At 65.7% G+C, this 17,068-nt stretch carries 15 protein-coding genes and 5 pseudogenes; 12 read left to right on the top strand and 8 right to left on the bottom strand.

The annotated features are described in order from the left end of the window. From A9X01_RS25985 to A9X01_RS25960, 6 genes and pseudogenes are all read right to left on the bottom strand, one after another. A pseudogene (locus A9X01_RS25985) lies at positions 1–332 on the bottom strand (cytochrome P450); the annotation flags it as partial. Positions 333–437: 105 nt separating this feature from the next. After that, positions 438–941 (bottom strand): hypothetical protein, encoded by a 504-nt coding sequence (locus A9X01_RS25980; RefSeq protein WP_065123460.1) that lies wholly within the window; start codon positions 939–941, stop codon positions 438–440. A gap of 8 nt (positions 942–949) precedes the next feature. Next, positions 950–1,555: a TetR/AcrR family transcriptional regulator gene (locus A9X01_RS25975; protein ID WP_065123459.1), complete on the bottom strand. Its 606-nt coding sequence runs from the start codon at positions 1,553–1,555 to the stop codon at positions 950–952. A 97-nt stretch (positions 1,556–1,652) separates the two neighbouring features. Then, positions 1,653–2,804, bottom strand: coding sequence for a thiolase family protein (locus tag A9X01_RS25970; protein WP_065123458.1), 1,152 nt, complete (start codon positions 2,802–2,804; stop codon positions 1,653–1,655). A gap of 49 nt (positions 2,805–2,853) precedes the next feature. Beyond that, entirely contained in the window at positions 2,854–4,020 is a 1,167-nt protein-coding gene (locus A9X01_RS25965; RefSeq protein ID WP_065123461.1) for an acyl-CoA dehydrogenase family protein, read from the bottom strand. Positions 4,021–4,122: 102 nt separating this feature from the next. After that, positions 4,123–5,421, bottom strand: coding sequence for an amidohydrolase family protein (locus A9X01_RS25960; protein ID WP_065123457.1), 1,299 nt, complete (start codon positions 5,419–5,421; stop codon positions 4,123–4,125). 372 nt (positions 5,422–5,793) lie between these two features. Between A9X01_RS25960 and A9X01_RS25955 the strand changes: the two genes are divergently transcribed. From A9X01_RS25955 to A9X01_RS25925, 7 genes are read left to right on the top strand one after another with little or no spacing between them, the layout of a single operon-like run. Beyond that, positions 5,794–6,351 (top strand): carboxymuconolactone decarboxylase family protein, encoded by a 558-nt coding sequence (locus tag A9X01_RS25955; protein WP_065123456.1) that lies wholly within the window; start codon positions 5,794–5,796, stop codon positions 6,349–6,351. A 2-nt stretch (positions 6,352–6,353) separates the two neighbouring features. Further along, on the top strand, positions 6,354–7,634 hold the full coding sequence (locus A9X01_RS25950; protein ID WP_065123455.1) for an aromatic ring-hydroxylating oxygenase subunit alpha: 1,281 nt from the start codon (positions 6,354–6,356) through the stop codon (positions 7,632–7,634). Further along, complete coding sequence (locus tag A9X01_RS25945; RefSeq protein WP_065123454.1) at positions 7,618–7,941, top strand: hypothetical protein; 324 nt, start codon at positions 7,618–7,620, stop codon at positions 7,939–7,941. The genes A9X01_RS25950 and A9X01_RS25945 overlap by 17 nt, the downstream gene beginning before the upstream one ends. A 2-nt stretch (positions 7,942–7,943) precedes the next feature. Next, positions 7,944–9,203 carry a metal-dependent hydrolase family protein gene (locus tag A9X01_RS25940; RefSeq protein WP_065123453.1) on the top strand — a complete coding sequence of 420 codons (1,260 nt, stop codon included), beginning with the start codon at positions 7,944–7,946 and terminating at the stop codon, positions 9,201–9,203. Further along, the gene (locus tag A9X01_RS25935) at positions 9,187–9,609 is read left to right on the top strand and encodes a nuclear transport factor 2 family protein (protein WP_065123452.1); all 423 of its coding nucleotides are present in this window, start codon (positions 9,187–9,189) and stop codon (positions 9,607–9,609) included. The genes A9X01_RS25940 and A9X01_RS25935 overlap by 17 nt, the downstream gene beginning before the upstream one ends. Continuing rightward, entirely contained in the window at positions 9,606–10,694 is a 1,089-nt protein-coding gene (locus A9X01_RS25930) for an acyl-CoA dehydrogenase family protein (RefSeq protein WP_065123451.1), read from the top strand. Before A9X01_RS25935 ends, A9X01_RS25930 begins: the two co-directional genes overlap by 4 nt. Positions 10,695–10,747: 53 nt before the next feature. After that, entirely contained in the window at positions 10,748–11,491 is a 744-nt protein-coding gene (locus tag A9X01_RS25925) for an acyl-CoA dehydrogenase family protein (RefSeq protein ID WP_081282641.1), read from the top strand. Between the two features lie 67 nt (positions 11,492–11,558). On the opposite strand, the pseudogene A9X01_RS32325 reads toward A9X01_RS25925, so the two are convergent. Both A9X01_RS32325 and A9X01_RS32320 read right to left on the bottom strand, forming a co-directional pair. Continuing rightward, positions 11,559–12,017 (bottom strand): annotated as a pseudogene (locus A9X01_RS32325) (acyl-CoA dehydrogenase family protein); the annotation flags it as partial. Between the two features lie 63 nt (positions 12,018–12,080). Further along, a pseudogene (locus A9X01_RS32320) lies at positions 12,081–12,734 on the bottom strand (acyl-CoA dehydrogenase family protein); the annotation flags it as partial. 219 nt (positions 12,735–12,953) lie between these two features. Here A9X01_RS32320 and A9X01_RS25915 point away from each other — a divergent pair. The 5 genes and pseudogenes from A9X01_RS25915 to A9X01_RS29570 form a co-directional block, all read left to right on the top strand. Continuing rightward, positions 12,954–13,607, top strand: coding sequence for a TetR/AcrR family transcriptional regulator (locus A9X01_RS25915; protein ID WP_065035344.1), 654 nt, complete (start codon positions 12,954–12,956; stop codon positions 13,605–13,607). Positions 13,608–13,808: 201 nt separating this feature from the next. Continuing rightward, positions 13,809–15,011, top strand: a complete 1,203-nt coding sequence (locus A9X01_RS25910) for a cytochrome P450 (RefSeq protein WP_065123448.1) — start codon at positions 13,809–13,811, stop codon at positions 15,009–15,011. 19 nt (positions 15,012–15,030) lie between these two features. Next, positions 15,031–15,882, top strand: coding sequence for a mycofactocin-coupled SDR family oxidoreductase (locus A9X01_RS25905; RefSeq protein ID WP_065123447.1), 852 nt, complete (start codon positions 15,031–15,033; stop codon positions 15,880–15,882). 23 nt (positions 15,883–15,905) lie between these two features. Beyond that, positions 15,906–16,736, top strand: a pseudogene (locus A9X01_RS25900) (SDR family NAD(P)-dependent oxidoreductase); the annotation flags it as partial. Continuing rightward, positions 16,730–16,951, top strand: a pseudogene (locus A9X01_RS29570) (SDR family oxidoreductase); the annotation flags it as partial. The pseudogenes A9X01_RS25900 and A9X01_RS29570, both read left to right, overlap by 7 nt. Positions 16,952–17,068 lie beyond the last annotated feature (117 nt).

Genomic DNA, 17,068 nt, shown 5'->3' with positions numbered 1-17,068 from the left:
GTGTGGGTGGGCGGGTCCAGGGTGGGCAGCTGGTCGCTGAACGGCAGCTCGTCGCGGTGTTGCTCGATCAGATCGGTGATGTCGGAGTCGCCCAGGCCGTCGAGCGGGACCGGGAACCCGGGGAACGGGCCGGTCACCGAGATGCACGACGAGAAGGTCTTGGCGTCGTTGAGCACGGCGCACGCTTCTTCCCAGCCGGTGACCATGGTGACGCCGTGGTGTTCTTCGCGGGTGACCGGGCACCGCTCCCGTAGCGCCTCGTAGTACGGGTAGGGGTCCTCGATCAGCTGCTTGTCGCGGAAGAAGTCCAGCTTGGTGACGTCGTTCTCCATCTCGTTGCGCTCCGTTCGAATCTCACCTAGCGAGAATCCGCCTCTCATAGATGAGCATTACATTTCCATATGACCCGGGTGGGCCGCAACGCCGGGCTGTCGGTATCAGGCAGGCAACAGGTCGGCGGCCACCGAATGGCCGGCCAACAGCCCGCTGCGGAAGGACTCGACCGGGCTGATCGAACTCGTCTTCACCGCGGCCGCGGCCAGCGCCTTCGCCTTGAACGTCTGCGCGGCCCTGCTGAGCCGGTGTTGCACCCGGCCCACGCTGTCATCGAGTTCGGCCGGCCAGGTGCGGCCCCACAGGGTGACCTCGGTGACGCCGTGATCGAGCGCCTGCAGTACCCCGGTGCGCACCCGCGGGTCCGATCCGAGCAGGTCCGCCGCGGCCGCCAGGGCCTGGGGGCGGGGCCGCGTACCCACCGAGGCCAGGGCGCTTTCCAGGTCGAGGGTCCTGGCGCCGAGGATGTGCAGCGGCCGATCGTCGGGATGGTCGGTGAGCAGGACGGTGACATCCCAGCCGGCCATTGATCGATCGAAGAGCCAGCCACCGGCGAACCGCACCACGTCGACCGCGCTGGACGCGACGACGTCCAGGCGATATCGCATGTCGGGCTCTAGGGCGTCTTGGGCGGGGAAAAGTCGCGCGCCAGCGTCTCCGCGTACTCCTTGAACACCTCGGCCAGCGGTATCGAAGGGTCCAGCAACCATGTCATTTCCATTCCGTGGATGAAGGCGAGAATTTCCACTGCCTTGACGGCGGGGTCTATGTCGGTGCGATACCGGCCGGCGGCCTGGCCGCGGCGGATGCCTTCGGCGACGATCTCGGTGGCATCCCGTTGCCGTCGCACCAGACGGTCGTGCAGCGGGGCGTCGGCGGCGAGGTTCTCCACCAGCAGCACGGTGAACGTGCCCAGCAGCTCGGGTGCCCGGCTGAAACGGTCTGCGACCTGGGCGATCTCACCGATCAGGTCACCGCCGCGGTCGGAGTGCGTGTCGTCATCGGCGTCGCGGGCGTCCAGCACGGCGTGCAGCAACTGCTCTTTAGATTCGAAGTGATGCAGCAGTCCCGCGGGCGTGACGCCGGCCTCGCGCGCGATCTGAGCCAGAGTTGTGCTGCGCCATCCGTTGCGCGACAGCAGCCGCTGCGCCACGGCAAGGATGCGTTGTTTGCGATCCTCACCTTTGGCCAGCAACGTCTCGTAGGGCCGTACCTCGGGCACCGGATTCCTTCGTCGAGCCGATCAGGCAAACCAACCTAGTGAATACACAGTAGGTTGGTTCGCCCTGCACTGACAAGGCCCTCTTCGTGGCCGTTTCTTAGTGCACCAACTCCACCAGCGTGGCGTTGGCCGTGCCGCCGCCCTCGCACATGGTCTGCAGCCCGAATCGGATGCCGTTGTCCCGCATGTGGTGGATCATGCGGGTCATCAGCACCGCCCCTGACGCGCCCAGCGGGTGACCGAGTGCGATCGCGCCGCCCAGCGGATTCAACCGGTCCGGGTCCGCGCCGGTCTCGGCGAGCCAGGCCAGCGGCACCGGCGCGAAAGCCTCGTTCACCTCGAACACGCCGACGTCGTCGATCCGGACACCGGACTTCGCGAGTACCTTCTCGGTCGCGGGGATCGGACCGGTCAGCATCAGCACCGGATCGGCTCCGGTGACCGCGCCGGCGCGATAACGCACGATCGGCGTCAGACCCATCTCGAGCGCCAATTCGGAAGTGGTGACCAACAGCGCGGCGGCTCCGTCGGAGATCTGCGAGGAGTTGCCTGCGTGGATCACCCCGTCTTCGACGAAGGCCGGCTTCAATCCGGCCAGCTTCTCGACCGTGGTCCCCCGCCGGATGCCCTCGTCCTGGTGGACCAGGCCGGCCTCGTCGTCGGTGAACACCGGGACGATCTGTTCGGTGAACGCGCCGCCGTCCTGGGCCGCGGCAGCCCGTTCGTGCGACAGCGCAGAGTACTCGTCGAGCCTGCTCCGGGACAGCCCCCACTTCTTGGCGATCATCTCCGCCGACAACCCCTGGTTGAACGAGAAATCGTCGTATCGGGCAAGGACTTTCGGCCCGTAGGGCATCCCGGTCGCCCTGGCCGCGCCGAGCGGGACTCGGCTCATCACCTCGACGCCGCCGGCCACCACCACGTCCTGCTGACCCGACATCACCGCCTGCACGGCGAAGTCGAGCGCCTGTTGGCTGGAGCCGCAGGCTCGGTTGACGGTGGTGCCGGGGATACTCTCCGGCCAGCCGGCGGCCAGCACGGCATAGCGGCCGATATTGCTGGACTGGTCGCCGACCTGGGACACGCAGCCCCAGATGACGTCGTCGATGCGCTCGGGATTGACGCCGGTGCGTTCCAGCAGCTCATTGAGGACGACGGCGGACAGGTCGGCGGCGTGCATGCCCGACAGTCCGCCGTTGCGCTTGCCGACCGCGGTGCGCACCGCCTCGACGATGACGGTCTCCCGCATGTGTTCGCTCCGATCCTCGTTCGACGAACAACAAACTACCTAGTAGCCCTCAGTAGCTGCGAGGCAGTTTCAAGACGTGCGAACCGAGGAAGTTGAGGATCATCTCCTGGCTGACCGGCGCGATCTTCATCAGCCGCGCCTCGCGGAAGTACCGCGTGACGTGATACTCCTCGGCGTAACCCATGCCGCCATGGGTTTGCAGCGCCCGGTCCGCGGCGGTGAAGCCGGCGTCGGCGCACAGGTATTTTGCCGTATTGGCTTCGCGCCCACAGGGTTTGCCGCTGTCGTAGAGCCAGGTGGCCTTGCGCAGCATGAGCTCGGCGGCATCCAGGCGAGCCAGTGAGTCCGCGAGCGGGAACTGTAGGCCCTGGTTCATCCCGATGGGCCGGCCGAACACCTCGCGCTCGTTGCCGTACTTGACGGCCTTGTCCAGCGCCACCCGGCCGATGCCGAGCGCCTCGGCCGCGATCAGCATCCGTTCCGGGTTCAGCCCGTCCAGGATGTACTGGAAACCCTTGCCCTCCTCACCGACCCGGTCCTCGACGGGGACTTCCAGGTTGTCGATGAACAGCTCGTTGGAGCTGACGGCATTCCGGCCCATTTTGTTGATCGGCCGGATGTCGACGCGGCTGCGGTCGAGGTCGGTGAGGAACAGAGTCATGCCGTCGGTCTTCTTGGCGACCTCGTCATAGCTCTGGGTGCGGGTCAGCAACAGGATCTTGTCGGACTCCATCGCCTTGGAGATCCAGACCTTGCGGCCGTTGACGACGTAGCGATCGCCGTTGCGCTTGGCAAACGTCGTGATCCGTGAGGTATCAAGGCCGGCGCCGGGTTCAGTGACGCCGAAGCAGACGTGGACCTCCCCCGTCGCCACCCGTGGCAGGGTGCGGGCCTTGAGCTCGTCGGAGCCGTGCACCACCACCGGCTGCATGCCGAAGATCGTCAGGTGGATGGAGCTGGCGGCGTTCATCGCGCCGCCGGACTTGGCCACTTCCTCGAGCAGGATGGTTGCTTCGGTGATCCCCAGACCGTGCCCGCCGTACTCGGTGGGAATCGTCATGCCGAGCCAGCCGCCGTCGGCGATGGCGCGGTAGAACTCCGTCGGGAACTCGTGCGCCTGGTCTTTTTCCATCCAGTAGTGGTCGTCGAATTTCGACGCCAACTCCGCGACCGAGCGCCGGATGAGCTCCTGGTCCTCGGTCAGCTCAAAGTTCATGCCGTCCACGTGTGGCGCCTCCTGATTGCGCGAGCAGACGCAAAAGCCCCCGACGCGCCGAGCATTTGGGTGCTTTTGCGTCTGCTCGCGGGGGAACGGGACCTAGTCGGTGTTGCCGGTGAGGGCCTTCGCGTTGGCCGCGAAGTCAGCGAAGGACGCGCCGCCCCGGCTGTCCTTGTCGTGGCCCGCCGCCTTGATGGACACATCGTGGCCCTCGGCGGCTTTGCGCAGTGCACCGACGGAGGCCTGTTCGCGGGTGATGTGCGTGAACGGGTCGAACGAGTACCAGCGCATGGCGTTCTCGTGGGTCATCTTGTTGATCTCGTCATCGGGAACGTTGTTGATGGACAACACGTCCCACAACTCCTCGGGCGCGCCCGGCCACATCGAGTCACTGTGCGGGTAGTCGGCCTCCCAGCAGATGTTGTCGATGCCGATCATGTTGCGCAGCGCCACACCCACCTTGTCGCTGATGAAACAGGTCAGGAAGTGCTCGCGGAAAACCTCGCTGGGCAGCTTGCCCTTGAAGTCCTGATGCGTCCAGGTCGAGTGCATCTCGTAGGTGCGGTCGGCGCGTTCCAGGAAGTAGGGGATCCAGCCGGTGCCACCTTCGGACAGCGCGATCTTCAGGTCCGGGTACTCCTTGATGGGCCGTGACCACAGCAGGTCCGCGGCGGCCTGCACGATGTTCATCGGCTGCAGCGTGATCATCACGTCCATCGGCGCGTCCGGCGCGGTGATGGCCAGCCGGCCCGAGGAACCGATGTGCACGTTCATCACGGTGTCGGTGTCGCACAGGGCTTTCCACAGTGGGTTCCAGTACTCGTTGTGGAAGCTGGGGTAGCCCATCGCGGCCGGGTTCTCGGTGAAGGTCAGCGCGTGCACGCCCTTCTTGGCGACCCGGCGCACCTCGGCGGCACAGGCCTCGGCGTCCCAGATCACCGGGATGGCCATCGGGATGAACCGCGCGGGGTAGGCGCCGCACCACTCCTCGATGTGCCAGTCGTTGTATGCCTGCACCAGTGCGATCGAGAAGTCGGGGTCGTCGGTGGCGAACAACCGACCGGCGAACCCGGGGAACGACGGGAAACAGATCGAGGCCAGGATGCCACCGGCGTTCATGTCCTTGACCCGCTCGTCCACGTTGTAACAACCGGGCCGGATTTCGTCGAGTCCGGTGGGTTCGATGCCGTACTCCTCCTTCGGCCGGCCGGCGACGGCGTTCAGCGCGACATTCGGGATCACGGTGTCGCGGAACTTCCACATGTCCGAACCGTCGGCGTTGTGCACCAGACGCGGTGCGTCGTCGATGTACTTCTTCGCCAGGTGGTTCTGGAACATGTTCGGCGGCTCGACGGTGTGGTCGTCCACGCTGATCAGGATCATGTCCTCTTTGTTCACGACGCTTCCCTTCTAGTTCTGGCCGGACCCAACCGATCGCACGGGTCTCAACGAACGCGCGGGTTCCCACCGGCCCCCGACCGGCACAGTCAAGCCCCGCATGCGCAAAATCTCTATAAGTTGAAAACTAGCTTCTCGCGAAGCGAGAATCAACATCCAGCGTTGCCGTCGGTGGTGCAAAAAGCCCCGGCAAGCTGCGAACGAACGGCAAATTCTCCGGTTGGGAACGACTCTCGGTGTGCCGCTGGCGCGGGCCCTCTCCCATATGGTGCGGATCGTTTCGCTCCGAGATTGACCAACAGAACAATATGTGTGAGTCTATTGGTTGGAAATGAGAATATGATTCTCTTTGACCGAGAGGATACTCGCGCGATGCGCTTGCCGCCGCTGCCCGCCGACCGCTGGGATGAGTCTGTCGACCAGGCGCTGGCCGGCATGCTGCCCGCGGATCGCCGCAATCCGCGCGACGCGTCCAACGTGCTGGCGACGTTGGTCAACCACCCCGTTCTGACCAAGGCGTTCCTGAAGTTCAACGTGCATCTGCTGTTCACGTCCACGCTGCCGCCGCGGGTGCGCGAACTGGCCATCCTGCGGGTCGCGCACCGTCGCGCCTGCGCCTACGAATGGACGCATCACGTGAACCTGGCCAAGCGGGAGGGCGTGTCCGACGCCGAGGTCGAGGCAGCGCGGCAGCCGCGGATCGCCGAAACGGCGTTCGACGAATTCGAACGCGCGATCCTGGCCGGCGTGGACGAACTCGACGAGCAATCTGCGCTGTCCGACCAGACCTGGGCCACGCTGGGCACCCGCTTCGACGACCGCCAGCGGATGGACTACGTCTTCACGGTCGGCTCGTACATCATGCTCGCCATGGCGCTCAACACTTTTGGTGTCGAGCTCGAGACAACCACCAAATCCGAGGAGAAGTAAGAGTGGCCCACTTCCCGAAGCCAGCCGCCGGAAGCTGGACAGAGAACTACCCCGAACTGGGAACGGCGCCGGTCGACTACACCGACTCGATTGATCCGGCATTCTTCGAGGCCGAGCGGGAGGCGATCTTCAAGCGCACCTGGCTCAACGTCGGTCGTGTCGAACGGCTGCCCCGCACCGGCAGTTACTTCACCAAGGAATTGCCGTCGGCCGGGCAAGGCATGTCGGTGATCATCGTCAAGACCAAGGACGGCTCGGTCAAGGCGTTCCACAACGTATGCCGCCACCGCGGAAACAAGCTGGTGTGGAACGACTTTCCGCATCAAGAGACGTCCGGTACCTGCCGGCAGTTCACCTGCAAGTACCATGCCTGGCGCTACAACCTCGACGGCGACTTGACCTACATCCAGCAAGAGGACGAGTTCTTCAACGTCGACAAGGGCGACTACGGCCTGGTGCCGGTGCGCTGCGAGGTGTGGGAAGGCTTCATCTTCATCAACTTCGACCAGGCCGCCCAGCCGCTGATCGATTACCTCGGACCGCTGGCCAAGGGCATCGAGGGCTATCCATTCGGCGAGATGACCGAAACCTACTCGTACCGCGCCGAGGTGGGCAGCAACTGGAAGTTGTTCATCGACGCGTTCGCCGAGTTCTATCACGCGCCGGTGCTGCACCAAGGGCAGTACACCAAGGAAGAGGCCGCCAAGATCATCAAGTACGGCTTCGAGGCGCTGCACTACGAACTTGCCAGCCCGCACGGAATGATCTCCACCTGGGGCGGTCAGGCCCCGCCGGCCGACATGAAGATGGTCAAGCCGATGGATCAGCTGCTGCGCAGCGGGTTGTTCGGGCCCTGGGACAAGCCGGAAGTCATCGCCAACCTCGACCAACTGCCGCCGGGTGTCAACCCGAAAAAGGTCAAGCAGTGGGGAATCGATGCGTGGCACTTCTACCCGAATTTCATGCTGCTGATCTGGGAGCCGGGCTGGTTCCTGACCTACCACTACTGGCCGACCGCCGTCGACAAGCACATCTTCGAGTGCACGCTGTACTTCGTTCCGCCGCGCAACGCGCGGGAGCGCCTGGCGCAGGAACTGGCGGCGGTGACCTTCAAGGAATACGCCCTGCAGGACGCCAACACCCTGGAAGCCACCCAGACCATGATCGGCACCAAGGTCGTCAGCGACTTCCCGTTGTGCGACCAGGAAATCCTGCTCCGGCACTTGCACAAGGTGACCGGCGACTACGTTAAGGAGTACTCCGGCAATGGCGCTTCCCGCTGAATTCGCGGCCCTGGAGCCGTTTTTGGACTGGGACCTGGCCCACGAACCCGATCGCTACGCCAAACGGCTGGCCTCGACGATGGCCGAGCTGCAGGAGTTCTACGACGCCGCCTTCCCGCTCCTCAACGATGTCATCGACTACGTTGACAAGTACCCGCTCGACGACCTACCCGAGGACGCCCGCACGCTCATGCACCTGATGCAGTCATTGGTGATGATCTCGTTTCCCGTCGAGGCCTGGAAGCAGCCGCGCGTCCCGGACAGCGGCGCGGCGTGGGTGGAACTGACCCGGGAGCCGGTGATCTGACTTTGCCCGACGCTCTTCGCGCAAGCGGCTCATCGCGGCTGACCCTCAAGGCGGCAGGGCTGTTCGACGTCGACGCCGGTGAGATCGTCCGACCAGGCGTGCTGCGGATCGAGGGCGATCGCATCGTCGGTGTTGGCGGCTCGAGCCCGACGGGCCCAGAAGACACCGTGATCGATCTGGGCGATCAGATCCTGTTGCCCGGGTTGATGGACATGGAAGTCAACCTGCTGATGGGCGGCCGTGGCGAGAAGCCGGGTCTTTCCCAGGTGCAGGACGATCCGCCGACGCGGGTGCTGCGCGCCGTGGGCAATGCCCGTCGCACCCTGCGCGCCGGATTCACCACCGTGCGTAATCTCGGGCTGTTCGTCAAGACCGGCGGTTACCTGCTCGACGTCGCGCTGGGCAAGGCGATCGACGCGGGCTGGATCGACGGACCGCGAATTGTGCCTGCCGGACATGCGATTACACCCACCGGTGGGCACCTGGACCCGACGATGTTTGCCGCGTTCGCCCCGCACGTGCTGGACCTGACCGTCGAGGAGGGCATCGCCAACGGCGTGGACGAGATCCGCCGTGCGGTGCGATACCAGATCAAACACGGCGCCCAATTGATCAAGGTCTGCTGCTCGGGCGGCGTGATGTCGCTGACCGGACCACCTGGTGCGCAACACTATTCGGATGACGAGTTGCGGGCGATCGTGGACGAGGCGCACCGGCGGGGGCTGCGGGTCGCCGCACACACGCATGGCGCCGAAGCCGTCAAGCATGCGGTCGCGGCCGGAATCGACTGCATCGAACACGGTTTCCTGATCGACGACGAGGCGATCGCATCGATGGTGGAGCACGGCACGTTCCTGGTCAGCACCCGGCGCCTGGCCGAGGGCATGGACGTTTCGCACGCCCCACCGGAATTGCAGGCCAAGGCGGCTGAGATGTTCCCCCGCTCACGCACATCCATCCTGGCCGCGCACCGGGCCGGGGTGAAGATCGCGGTCGGCACCGACGCGCCCGCGATACCGCACGGCAAGAACGCCGACGAACTCGTCACCCTGGTGGAATGGGGCCTGCCGCCGCTGGCCGTGCTGCGGGCGGCCACGGTGACCGCCGCCGAGCTGATCAACCGCACCGACCGCGGCCGACTGGCCGAGGGATTGCTCGCCGACGTGATCGCGGTACCGGGAAACCCGTTGGACGACATCACCGTTACCCGAAACGTCGGCTTTGTCATGAAAGGCGGCAAGGTATATGCCAACCAGAACTGACGACCTGGTCGAGATTCAGCAATTGCTGGCCCGCTACGCGGTGACCATCACCCAGGGCGACATCGACGGTCTCATCGGGGTTTTCACGCCGGACGGCACCTACAGCGCATTCGGCGACACCTACACCCTGGACCGGTTTCCCGAGTTGGTCGCCGCCGCCCCCAAGGGCCTGTTCATGACCGGGACGGCGCTGGTCGAGCAACTCGACGGCGACTCGGCGAGCGGCACCCAGCCGCTGTGCTTCATCGAACATTCCGCGCACGACATGCGAATCGGCTACTACCGCGACACCTACCAGCGGACCGCCGCCGGCTGGCGGCTGAAAACCCGTGCTATGACGTTCATTCGGCGCAGCGGCGTGCACGACTCGGGCCGTCCGCACGCCGTGGGCCGTCCCACGCCGTGAACGTCGAGCAGTTCCGCGCGGAGCTGTGCGCCTGGCTCGACGAGCATGACCTGACCCCAGAGCCGGACCATTCGCTACAGGGGCACATGCGCCAGCTCGCCCGCGTCCACGCCGCGCTCTACGAGGCCGGCTGGATGCGCTACGGCTGGCCAACCGAAGCCGGCGGACTGGGCGGACCCGCGCTGCTGCGCGCGATCGTCGGCGAGGAGGTGGTGGGTCGCCGACTGGCCGAGCCGGGACCGTACTCGATGGTCGAAGTGCTGGCCCCCACCATGATCGATTACGCGCCACCAGAACTCGCGACCGAGATGTTGCCGCGACTGCTCAGTGGCCAAGAAACCTGGTGTCAGGGATTCTCCGAACCTGGGTCGGGTAGTGATCTGGCGTCGCTGTCCACCCGGGCCACGCCAGAGGGCGACAACTGGATCGTCAACGGCCAGAAGGTGTGGACCAGCTACGCGCAATTCGCCACCCGCTGCATCCTGCTCACCCGGACCGCGCCCGGCTATGACGGCATCACCGCGTTCTTCGTCGACATGGACACCCCGGGCATCACCGTCCGCCCACTGCGCACCATGCACGGCGTCGACGAATTCTGCGAGGTCTACTACGACGAGGTGGTGATCCCGTCTGACCGCATGCTCGGCCGGCCCGGGGACGGCTGGCGGCTGGCGATGGACCTGCTGCCGTACGAGCGGTCGACCTGTTTCTGGCAGCGAATTGCGTATCTGTATTCGCGCTTCGACGCGCTGATCGCCGAGGCTTCCGACGCCGACGAAACTTCCTTGGGTGCCGCATATCTCGCATTGCATACGTTGCGCTGCCGGTCCCGTGCGACGCAGCACCGGCTGGCGGGCGGGGCGCGGCTGGGCCCGGACACCTCGATCGACAAAGTGTTGTTGGCCGGTGCCGAACAGCGGCTGTACGACACCGTGCACGATCTGCTCCCCGGAGCCCTGGAACTCGACGACACAGCCTGGCGGCCCGAATACCTGTATTCCCGGGCGGCCACCATTTACGGGGGGACCGCGGAGATCCAGCGCAACATCATCGCCCGCCGGTTACTGGACCTGGGCAAGGAGTGAGCGTGAGCGACCCCGGTGAACTCCAGCTGATATCGGACTCGCTGCGCACCGCCATGACGGGCGCTTCCGGCCCCAAACTCGATGCGGCCCTGACCGAACTCGGCTGGCTCGACATGCTCGCCGAGATCCCGGAATCTGCGATTCCCTTGGTCTTCCGGCTGCTCGGCGAAACCGGCGCGCATGCGCCGGTGCTCAATGACGTCGTGCTGTGCGCTGCCGGGAGCCCGGGTGGGGGCACCGTGCCGCTGCCGTATGCGGGCGGCTCCTGGGTGGTCTGGGAGCGCAGCGACGACACGGCAACCGCGCTCGACGAAGAACTGCCGATACACCGGACGTCGACCGGGGAACCGGTGCCGTTGGACCAGGGACGCGTGGCGCTGGGCTGGTGGCTGGTCGGCACCAGCCGGGCGATGCTGTCCCTGGCGCGCCAACACGCCCTGGATCGCGTGCAGTTCGGCCGTCCGCTCGCGTCGTTTCAGGCGGTGCGGCACCGACTCGCCGAGACCCTGGTGGCCATCGAGGGCGCCGAGGCCACGCTGCAGGCCGCCACCGATGAGCCCGACGAGCTGGCCTGCCTGCTGGCCAAAGCGGCCGCGGGACAAGCGGCGCTGACCGCGGCGCGGCACTGCCAGCAGGTGCTCGGCGGCATCGGCTTCACCGCCGAACACCGACTGCACCAGCACGTCAAGCGTGCGCTGGTGCTGGACAGCCTGCTCGGCAGCTCACGGGAGCTGACCCGGGCGGCGGGGAAAGTGCTGCGGGAGCGCGGGTTTGCGCCGCGACTGGCCCGCTTGTAACCGTCGAGTGTGCGTTTCGCGACGCGACACGCCGCGCGGGCGTCGTGACACACACACTCGCGGCGCCTCAGTTGCGGGGTAAGCCCAGGATCCGCTCGGCGATGATGTTGCGCTGAATCTCCGAGGTGCCCCCGGCGATGGTGCCGGCGAAGCTACGTGCGTACCGGTCGAACCAACTGCCGTAGTAGTCATCAAGATTCAGCGGGGCGAACGGCGCGGTTATCGCAGGATGGACCAGGCCGTCGGCGCCCTTGGCGTTCAGCGCGTCCTCGGCGGCGCGCTGCAGGGCTTCCGAGCCCAGCAGTTTCAGGACCGACTGCGCGGGCACGTCCTCTTCCCCGCGCGCCGCGCGCGCCGTCGCCGCCGAGCCCAGCAGTCGCATCGCGCGGGCGTCCATCACCAGGGTGGCGTAGCGATCCCGCTCCAGCACCCCGCTGGGCGTGTAATCGGTTGTCAGCTCGTCCAATAGGTTCGCATAGTCGAGCCAGAGCATCGCGCGCTCGTGGCCAAGGGAGCCGTGCGCCACCCGCCAGCCGACGTTGAGTTCACCGACCAAATTCTCGGCCGGCACCCGCGCATCGGTGAAGAACACCTCGTTGAAGTCGACGTCATCGTGGTCGCAGATCGACGCGAACGGACGGCGCACCACCCCGGGTGTGTCCGTCGGGATCAGCAATACGCTGATGCCCTTGTGTTTTGGGACTTCGGTGTTGGTGCGCACGAACGTCAACAACACGTCGGCATCGTGAGCGCCGGATGTCCAGACCTTCTGCCCGTTCACCACGAAGTGGTCACCGTCGAGCACCGCACGCGTCTTGAGCGACGCCAGATCCGATCCGGCCCCGGGTTCGCTCATGCCCAGCGACGCGGTGATTTCGGCGCGCAGAATCGGTATTGCCCACCGCTGCTGCTGTTCGCGAGTTCCGAACGACAGCAGCGATGCCGCGATGATGCCCACGCCTTGGGGATTGAAGCTGCGATAGATCCGGCGCCGGGCCATCTCATCGGCGTGCACATACTGCTGCAACAGCGAAGCGTTGCGGCCGCCGAACTCGGGTGGGTTGCCGGGCAGCAGCCAGCCGTGGTCGAACAGCAGGCGCTGCCATTGGGCCGCCCATTCGGGCAGGTGCGAACACGACCGCGGCCGCTCGAACCCCACGGCCTCGTCGGGCAGATGCTCGTCGAGGAATGCGATGAATTCGGCGCGAAATGCCTCGACATCGGCATCGAACGTCAGCTGCACGGGACTCTCCGGGTTTATCGGGCTGCTTATGAGGGCTGTCCGGGTTCGCTCTCGCCAATCCGCTTCCCAAACACGCGTCTAAGAGAATAGTATTCTCGCCGTGAGGAAGTTACAATCTCCAAGACATCGTCCGTGAGGAGGTCGAGCACCGCGATGGCACGACGTTCTCCGGTACAGTCCAATCATGTTCTCTCCTCGCGGCAATCTCCTGAGCCGCCCGTGACGAACCCCAGTGAAGAGCCGGCCTGGAAGCAGCGGGCCGTCGAGCGATCCATCAAGACCGCAAAACTGCGGGCCGCACAGCGCGTTCAGCGCTTCCTGGACGCCGCGCAGGCCATCATCATCGAGAAGGGCAGCACGGACTTTACCGTCCAGGAGGTCGTGGACCGGTCGCGTCAGTCGCTGCGCAGCTTCTACCTGCAGTTCGACGGCAAGCACGAACTGTTGCTGGCCCTGTTCGAGGACGCCCTGAGCCGGTCGGCCGACCAGATCCGCGCCGCCACCGAGAGTCACACCGATCCGCTGGAGCGACTCAAGGTCGCCGTCGAGTTGCTCTATGAGGCTTCACGCCCCGACCCCACCGCCAAGCGCCCGCTGTTCACCGATTTCGCGCCCCGTTTGCTGGTGACCCATCCCGCCGAGGTCAAGATTGCCCATGCCCCCCTGCTGGCTTTGCTGACTGAGCTCATGGAGGCCGCCAGCGAAGCTGGCAAGTTGCGCGCCGACGTCAACGCCAAGCGCGTGGCCGCCATGACGATGCAGACGGTGATGTTCATCGCGCAATCCAGCGGCGGCTCCGACGACGCGACGGTTCACCCGATCAGCGCCGACGAGGTCTGGGATTTCTGCTCACGCGGATTCGCGGGCAAGTAGTTCGACCCACTCAAATTCGCATGAGCGAATATCGCACGTCATTATCTTGTGAGAACGGTATTCTCTGGTACAAAGAACTGCAAATAGCCAAAACGGATTCGACGTTGACACTCGTTGGTGGGTGATGACAGAGTTCTACAGGCGGCATTGTCGCGCTCTCCTGACGAACAGGGCGCGTTACCGGCGAGAGGGCAATCACCCGTGACAGTCAGCGCAGCCAACGACGTCTATTTCGACCCGTACGACGTCGAGCTCAACGCCGACCCCTATCCCATGTTCAAGCGGCTGCGCGAAGAGATGCCGCTGTACTACAACGAGCAACACGACTTCTACGCGCTGAGCCGCTTCGCCGACGTCGACAATGCGATCGTCGACTACCAGACCTTCAGCTCGGCCAAGGGCGCGATATTGGAACTGATTCGGGCCAACATCGAGATGCCGCCGGGCGTCCTCATCTTCGAAGACCCGCCTATCCACGACATTCACCGTAAGTTGTTGTCGCGCATGTTCACTCCACGCAAGATCAACGATCTCGAGCCCAAGATCCGCGAATTCTGCGCGCGCAGCCTGGATCCGCTGATCGGGACGGGTCGATTCGACTTCGTGAACGACCTCGGAGCGCAGATGCCGATGCGGGTGATCGGCATGCTGCTCGGTGTGCCGGAGGAAGATCAGGAAGCCGCACGCGATTTCGCCAACGCGCAGATGCGCACCGAGGCCGGTAAGCCGATGGAGATCTCGGCCAAGGCGATGCTGAGCGGTGAGTTCTTCGGCCAGTACATCGACTGGCGCGCCGCGAACCCGTCCAACGACCTGACGACCGAACTGCTGAATGCCGAATTCGAGGACGAGACCGGCACGGTGCGCCGGATGCGCCGCGACGAGTTGCTCACCTACATCACCGTGGTGTCGGGGGCCGGTAACGAGACCACCACCCGGCTGATTGGGTGGGCGGGCAAGGTGCTGGCCGAACATCCCGATCAGCGGCGCGCTCTGGTCGAGAACCCCGCGCTGATCCCGGTAGCCGTCGAAGAGCTACTGCGGTACGAGCCGCCGGCTCCGCACGTGGCACGATACGTCACCCGCGACGTGGAGTACTACGGCCAGCCGGTGCCCGAAGGCAGCGTCATGATGATGCTGATCGGCGCGGCCAACCGGGACCACCGCCAATTCCCGCCCGACGGTGACGTTTTCGACATCTATCGCGAACCGCATCAGCACCTGACGTTCAGCGTCGGCACCCATTACTGCCTGGGCTCGGCGTTGGCCCGGCTGGAGGGCCGGATCGCGATCGAGGAGATCCTCAAGCGCTTCCCCGAATGGGACGTCGACCTCAACGACGCCAAACTTTCCCCGACGTCCACGGTGCGGGGTTGGGAGTCCATGCCGGCAATTATCGGCTGAATCAGGAAACGAGGTAACAATGAGCGACGACGGCAAGGGGCGGGTAGCAGGCAAAGTCGCCTTCGTCACGGGGGCGGCGCTCGGCCAGGGCCGCAGCCACGCGGTGCGGTTGGCTCAGGAGGGCGCCGACATCATCGCCATCGACGTGTGCAAACGGGTCGTGGCAACGAGCCCGATCCCGGCGGCGACGCCGGAGGATCTGGCCGAAACCGCTGATCTGGTCAAGAGTTACAACCGGCAGATCTTCACCGCTGAAGTGGACGTTCGTGACTATGACGGGCTGAAGGCGGCGGTGGATGCCGGAGTGGACCAGTTGGGCCGGCTGGACATCATCGTGGCCAACGCCGGCATCGGCAATGGCGGGGACACCTTGGATCAGTGCACCGAACATGACTGGCAGGAGATGATCGACGTCAATCTGTCGGGTGTGTGGAAAACGGTGAAAGCCGGTGTGCCGCATATCCTTGCCGGCGGCCGGGGTGGATCGATCATCCTGACCAGTTCGGTCGGCGGGCTGAAGGCGTACCCGCATTGCGGCAACTATGTCGCCGCCAAGCACGGTGTGGTCGGGCTGATGCGCTCGTTCGCAGTCGAGTTGGGACAGAAGATGATTCGGGTGAACTCGGTGCATCCCACGCATGTGAGCACCGGGATGATCATGAACGAGGGCACCTGGAAACTCTTCCGCCCAGACCTGGAGAACCCGGGCCCCGACGACATGGCTCCGATCTGCCAGATGTTCCACACGCTGCCCGTGCCGTGGGTTGACGCGCAGGACATCAGCAACGCCGTGCTGTTCCTGGCCTCCGACGAAGCCCGGTACATCACCGGTGTCACCCTGCCCGTCGACGCGGGGAGCTGCCTCAAATAGGGTTTCCGCCTATGGACGGACACTTGTCGAGTTTCGACGGACGCGGGGCGGTTGTCACGGGCGGCGCGAGCGGGATCGGCCTGGCCACCGCCACCGAATTCGCCCGTCGCGGGGCGCGAGTGGTGCTGGCCGATGTCGACCAGCCGGGCCTGGAGCAGGCCGTCACGCACCTGCGCGGCGAAGGGTTCGACGCGCACGGCGTGCAATGCGACGTGCGCCATCTGGAGGAGATGGTGCACCTGGCCGACGAGTCCTTCCGGCTGCTCGGACAGCTGGACGTGCTGTTCAGCAACGCGGGCATCGTCGTCGCCGGCCCGATCGCCGAGATGACGCACGAGGACTGGCGGTGGGTGATCGATATCGACCTCTGGGGGAACATCCACGCCGTGGAGGCCTTCCTGCCCAGGTTGCTCGAGCAGGGCACGGGTGGGCACATCGCGTTCACCGCATCGTTCGCCGGGCTGGTGCCCAACGCCGGGCTGGGCGCCTACGGGGTCGCCAAGTACGGGGTGGTGGGCCTTGCCGAAACGCTGGCCCGCGAGGTGAAGGGCAACGGCATCGGGGTGTCGGTGCTGTGCCCGATGGTCATCGAGACCAAGCTGGTGTCCAATTCCGAACGCATCCGCGGCGCCGACTACGGGCTCGCGTCCCAGCCCGACGTCACCGGCTCGACGGGCTCACTCCCTCAGCAGGACGACACCCTCGATGTCAATGCAGTGGCCCGCCTGACCGCCGACGCGATCCTGGCCAACCGGCTGTACGTGCTGCCGCACGAGGCCGCCCGCGCCTCGATCCGCCGCCGGTTCGAGCGGCTCGACCGGACTTTCGAGGAGCAGGCCACCGAAGGCTGGCGCCGCTCGGCGGCGAGGATGCCAGCGCGGCGATGGGTGCCGTCGTCCCGTGGGGCCGTCCGGGCCATGTCGACGAAACGGCCAGTGTCGCGGTGTTTCTCGCCTCGGACATGTCCACCTACATCACCGGCCAGACCTTGCACGTCGATGGTGGAACACACGCGGCCGGCGGCTGGTATCACAACCCGCAGACGGGGACCTACCAGCTCGGACCCTAGGTTGGGTGGCGGGGGGGGCCCCCCCCCCCCCCCCCCCCCCCCCCGCCGGGGGGGGGGGGGGGGGGGGGGGGGGCGCCCGCCCCCCCCCCAGCCCCCCCCCGCGGGGGGGGGGGGGGG

Origin of the sequence: Mycobacterium asiaticum (genome assembly GCF_001668675.1) — a bacterium.
GTDB classification, from domain to species: Bacteria; Actinomycetota; Actinomycetes; order Mycobacteriales; family Mycobacteriaceae; genus Mycobacterium; species Mycobacterium asiaticum_D.
This window is presented reverse-complemented; position numbering and strand designations above follow the sequence as displayed.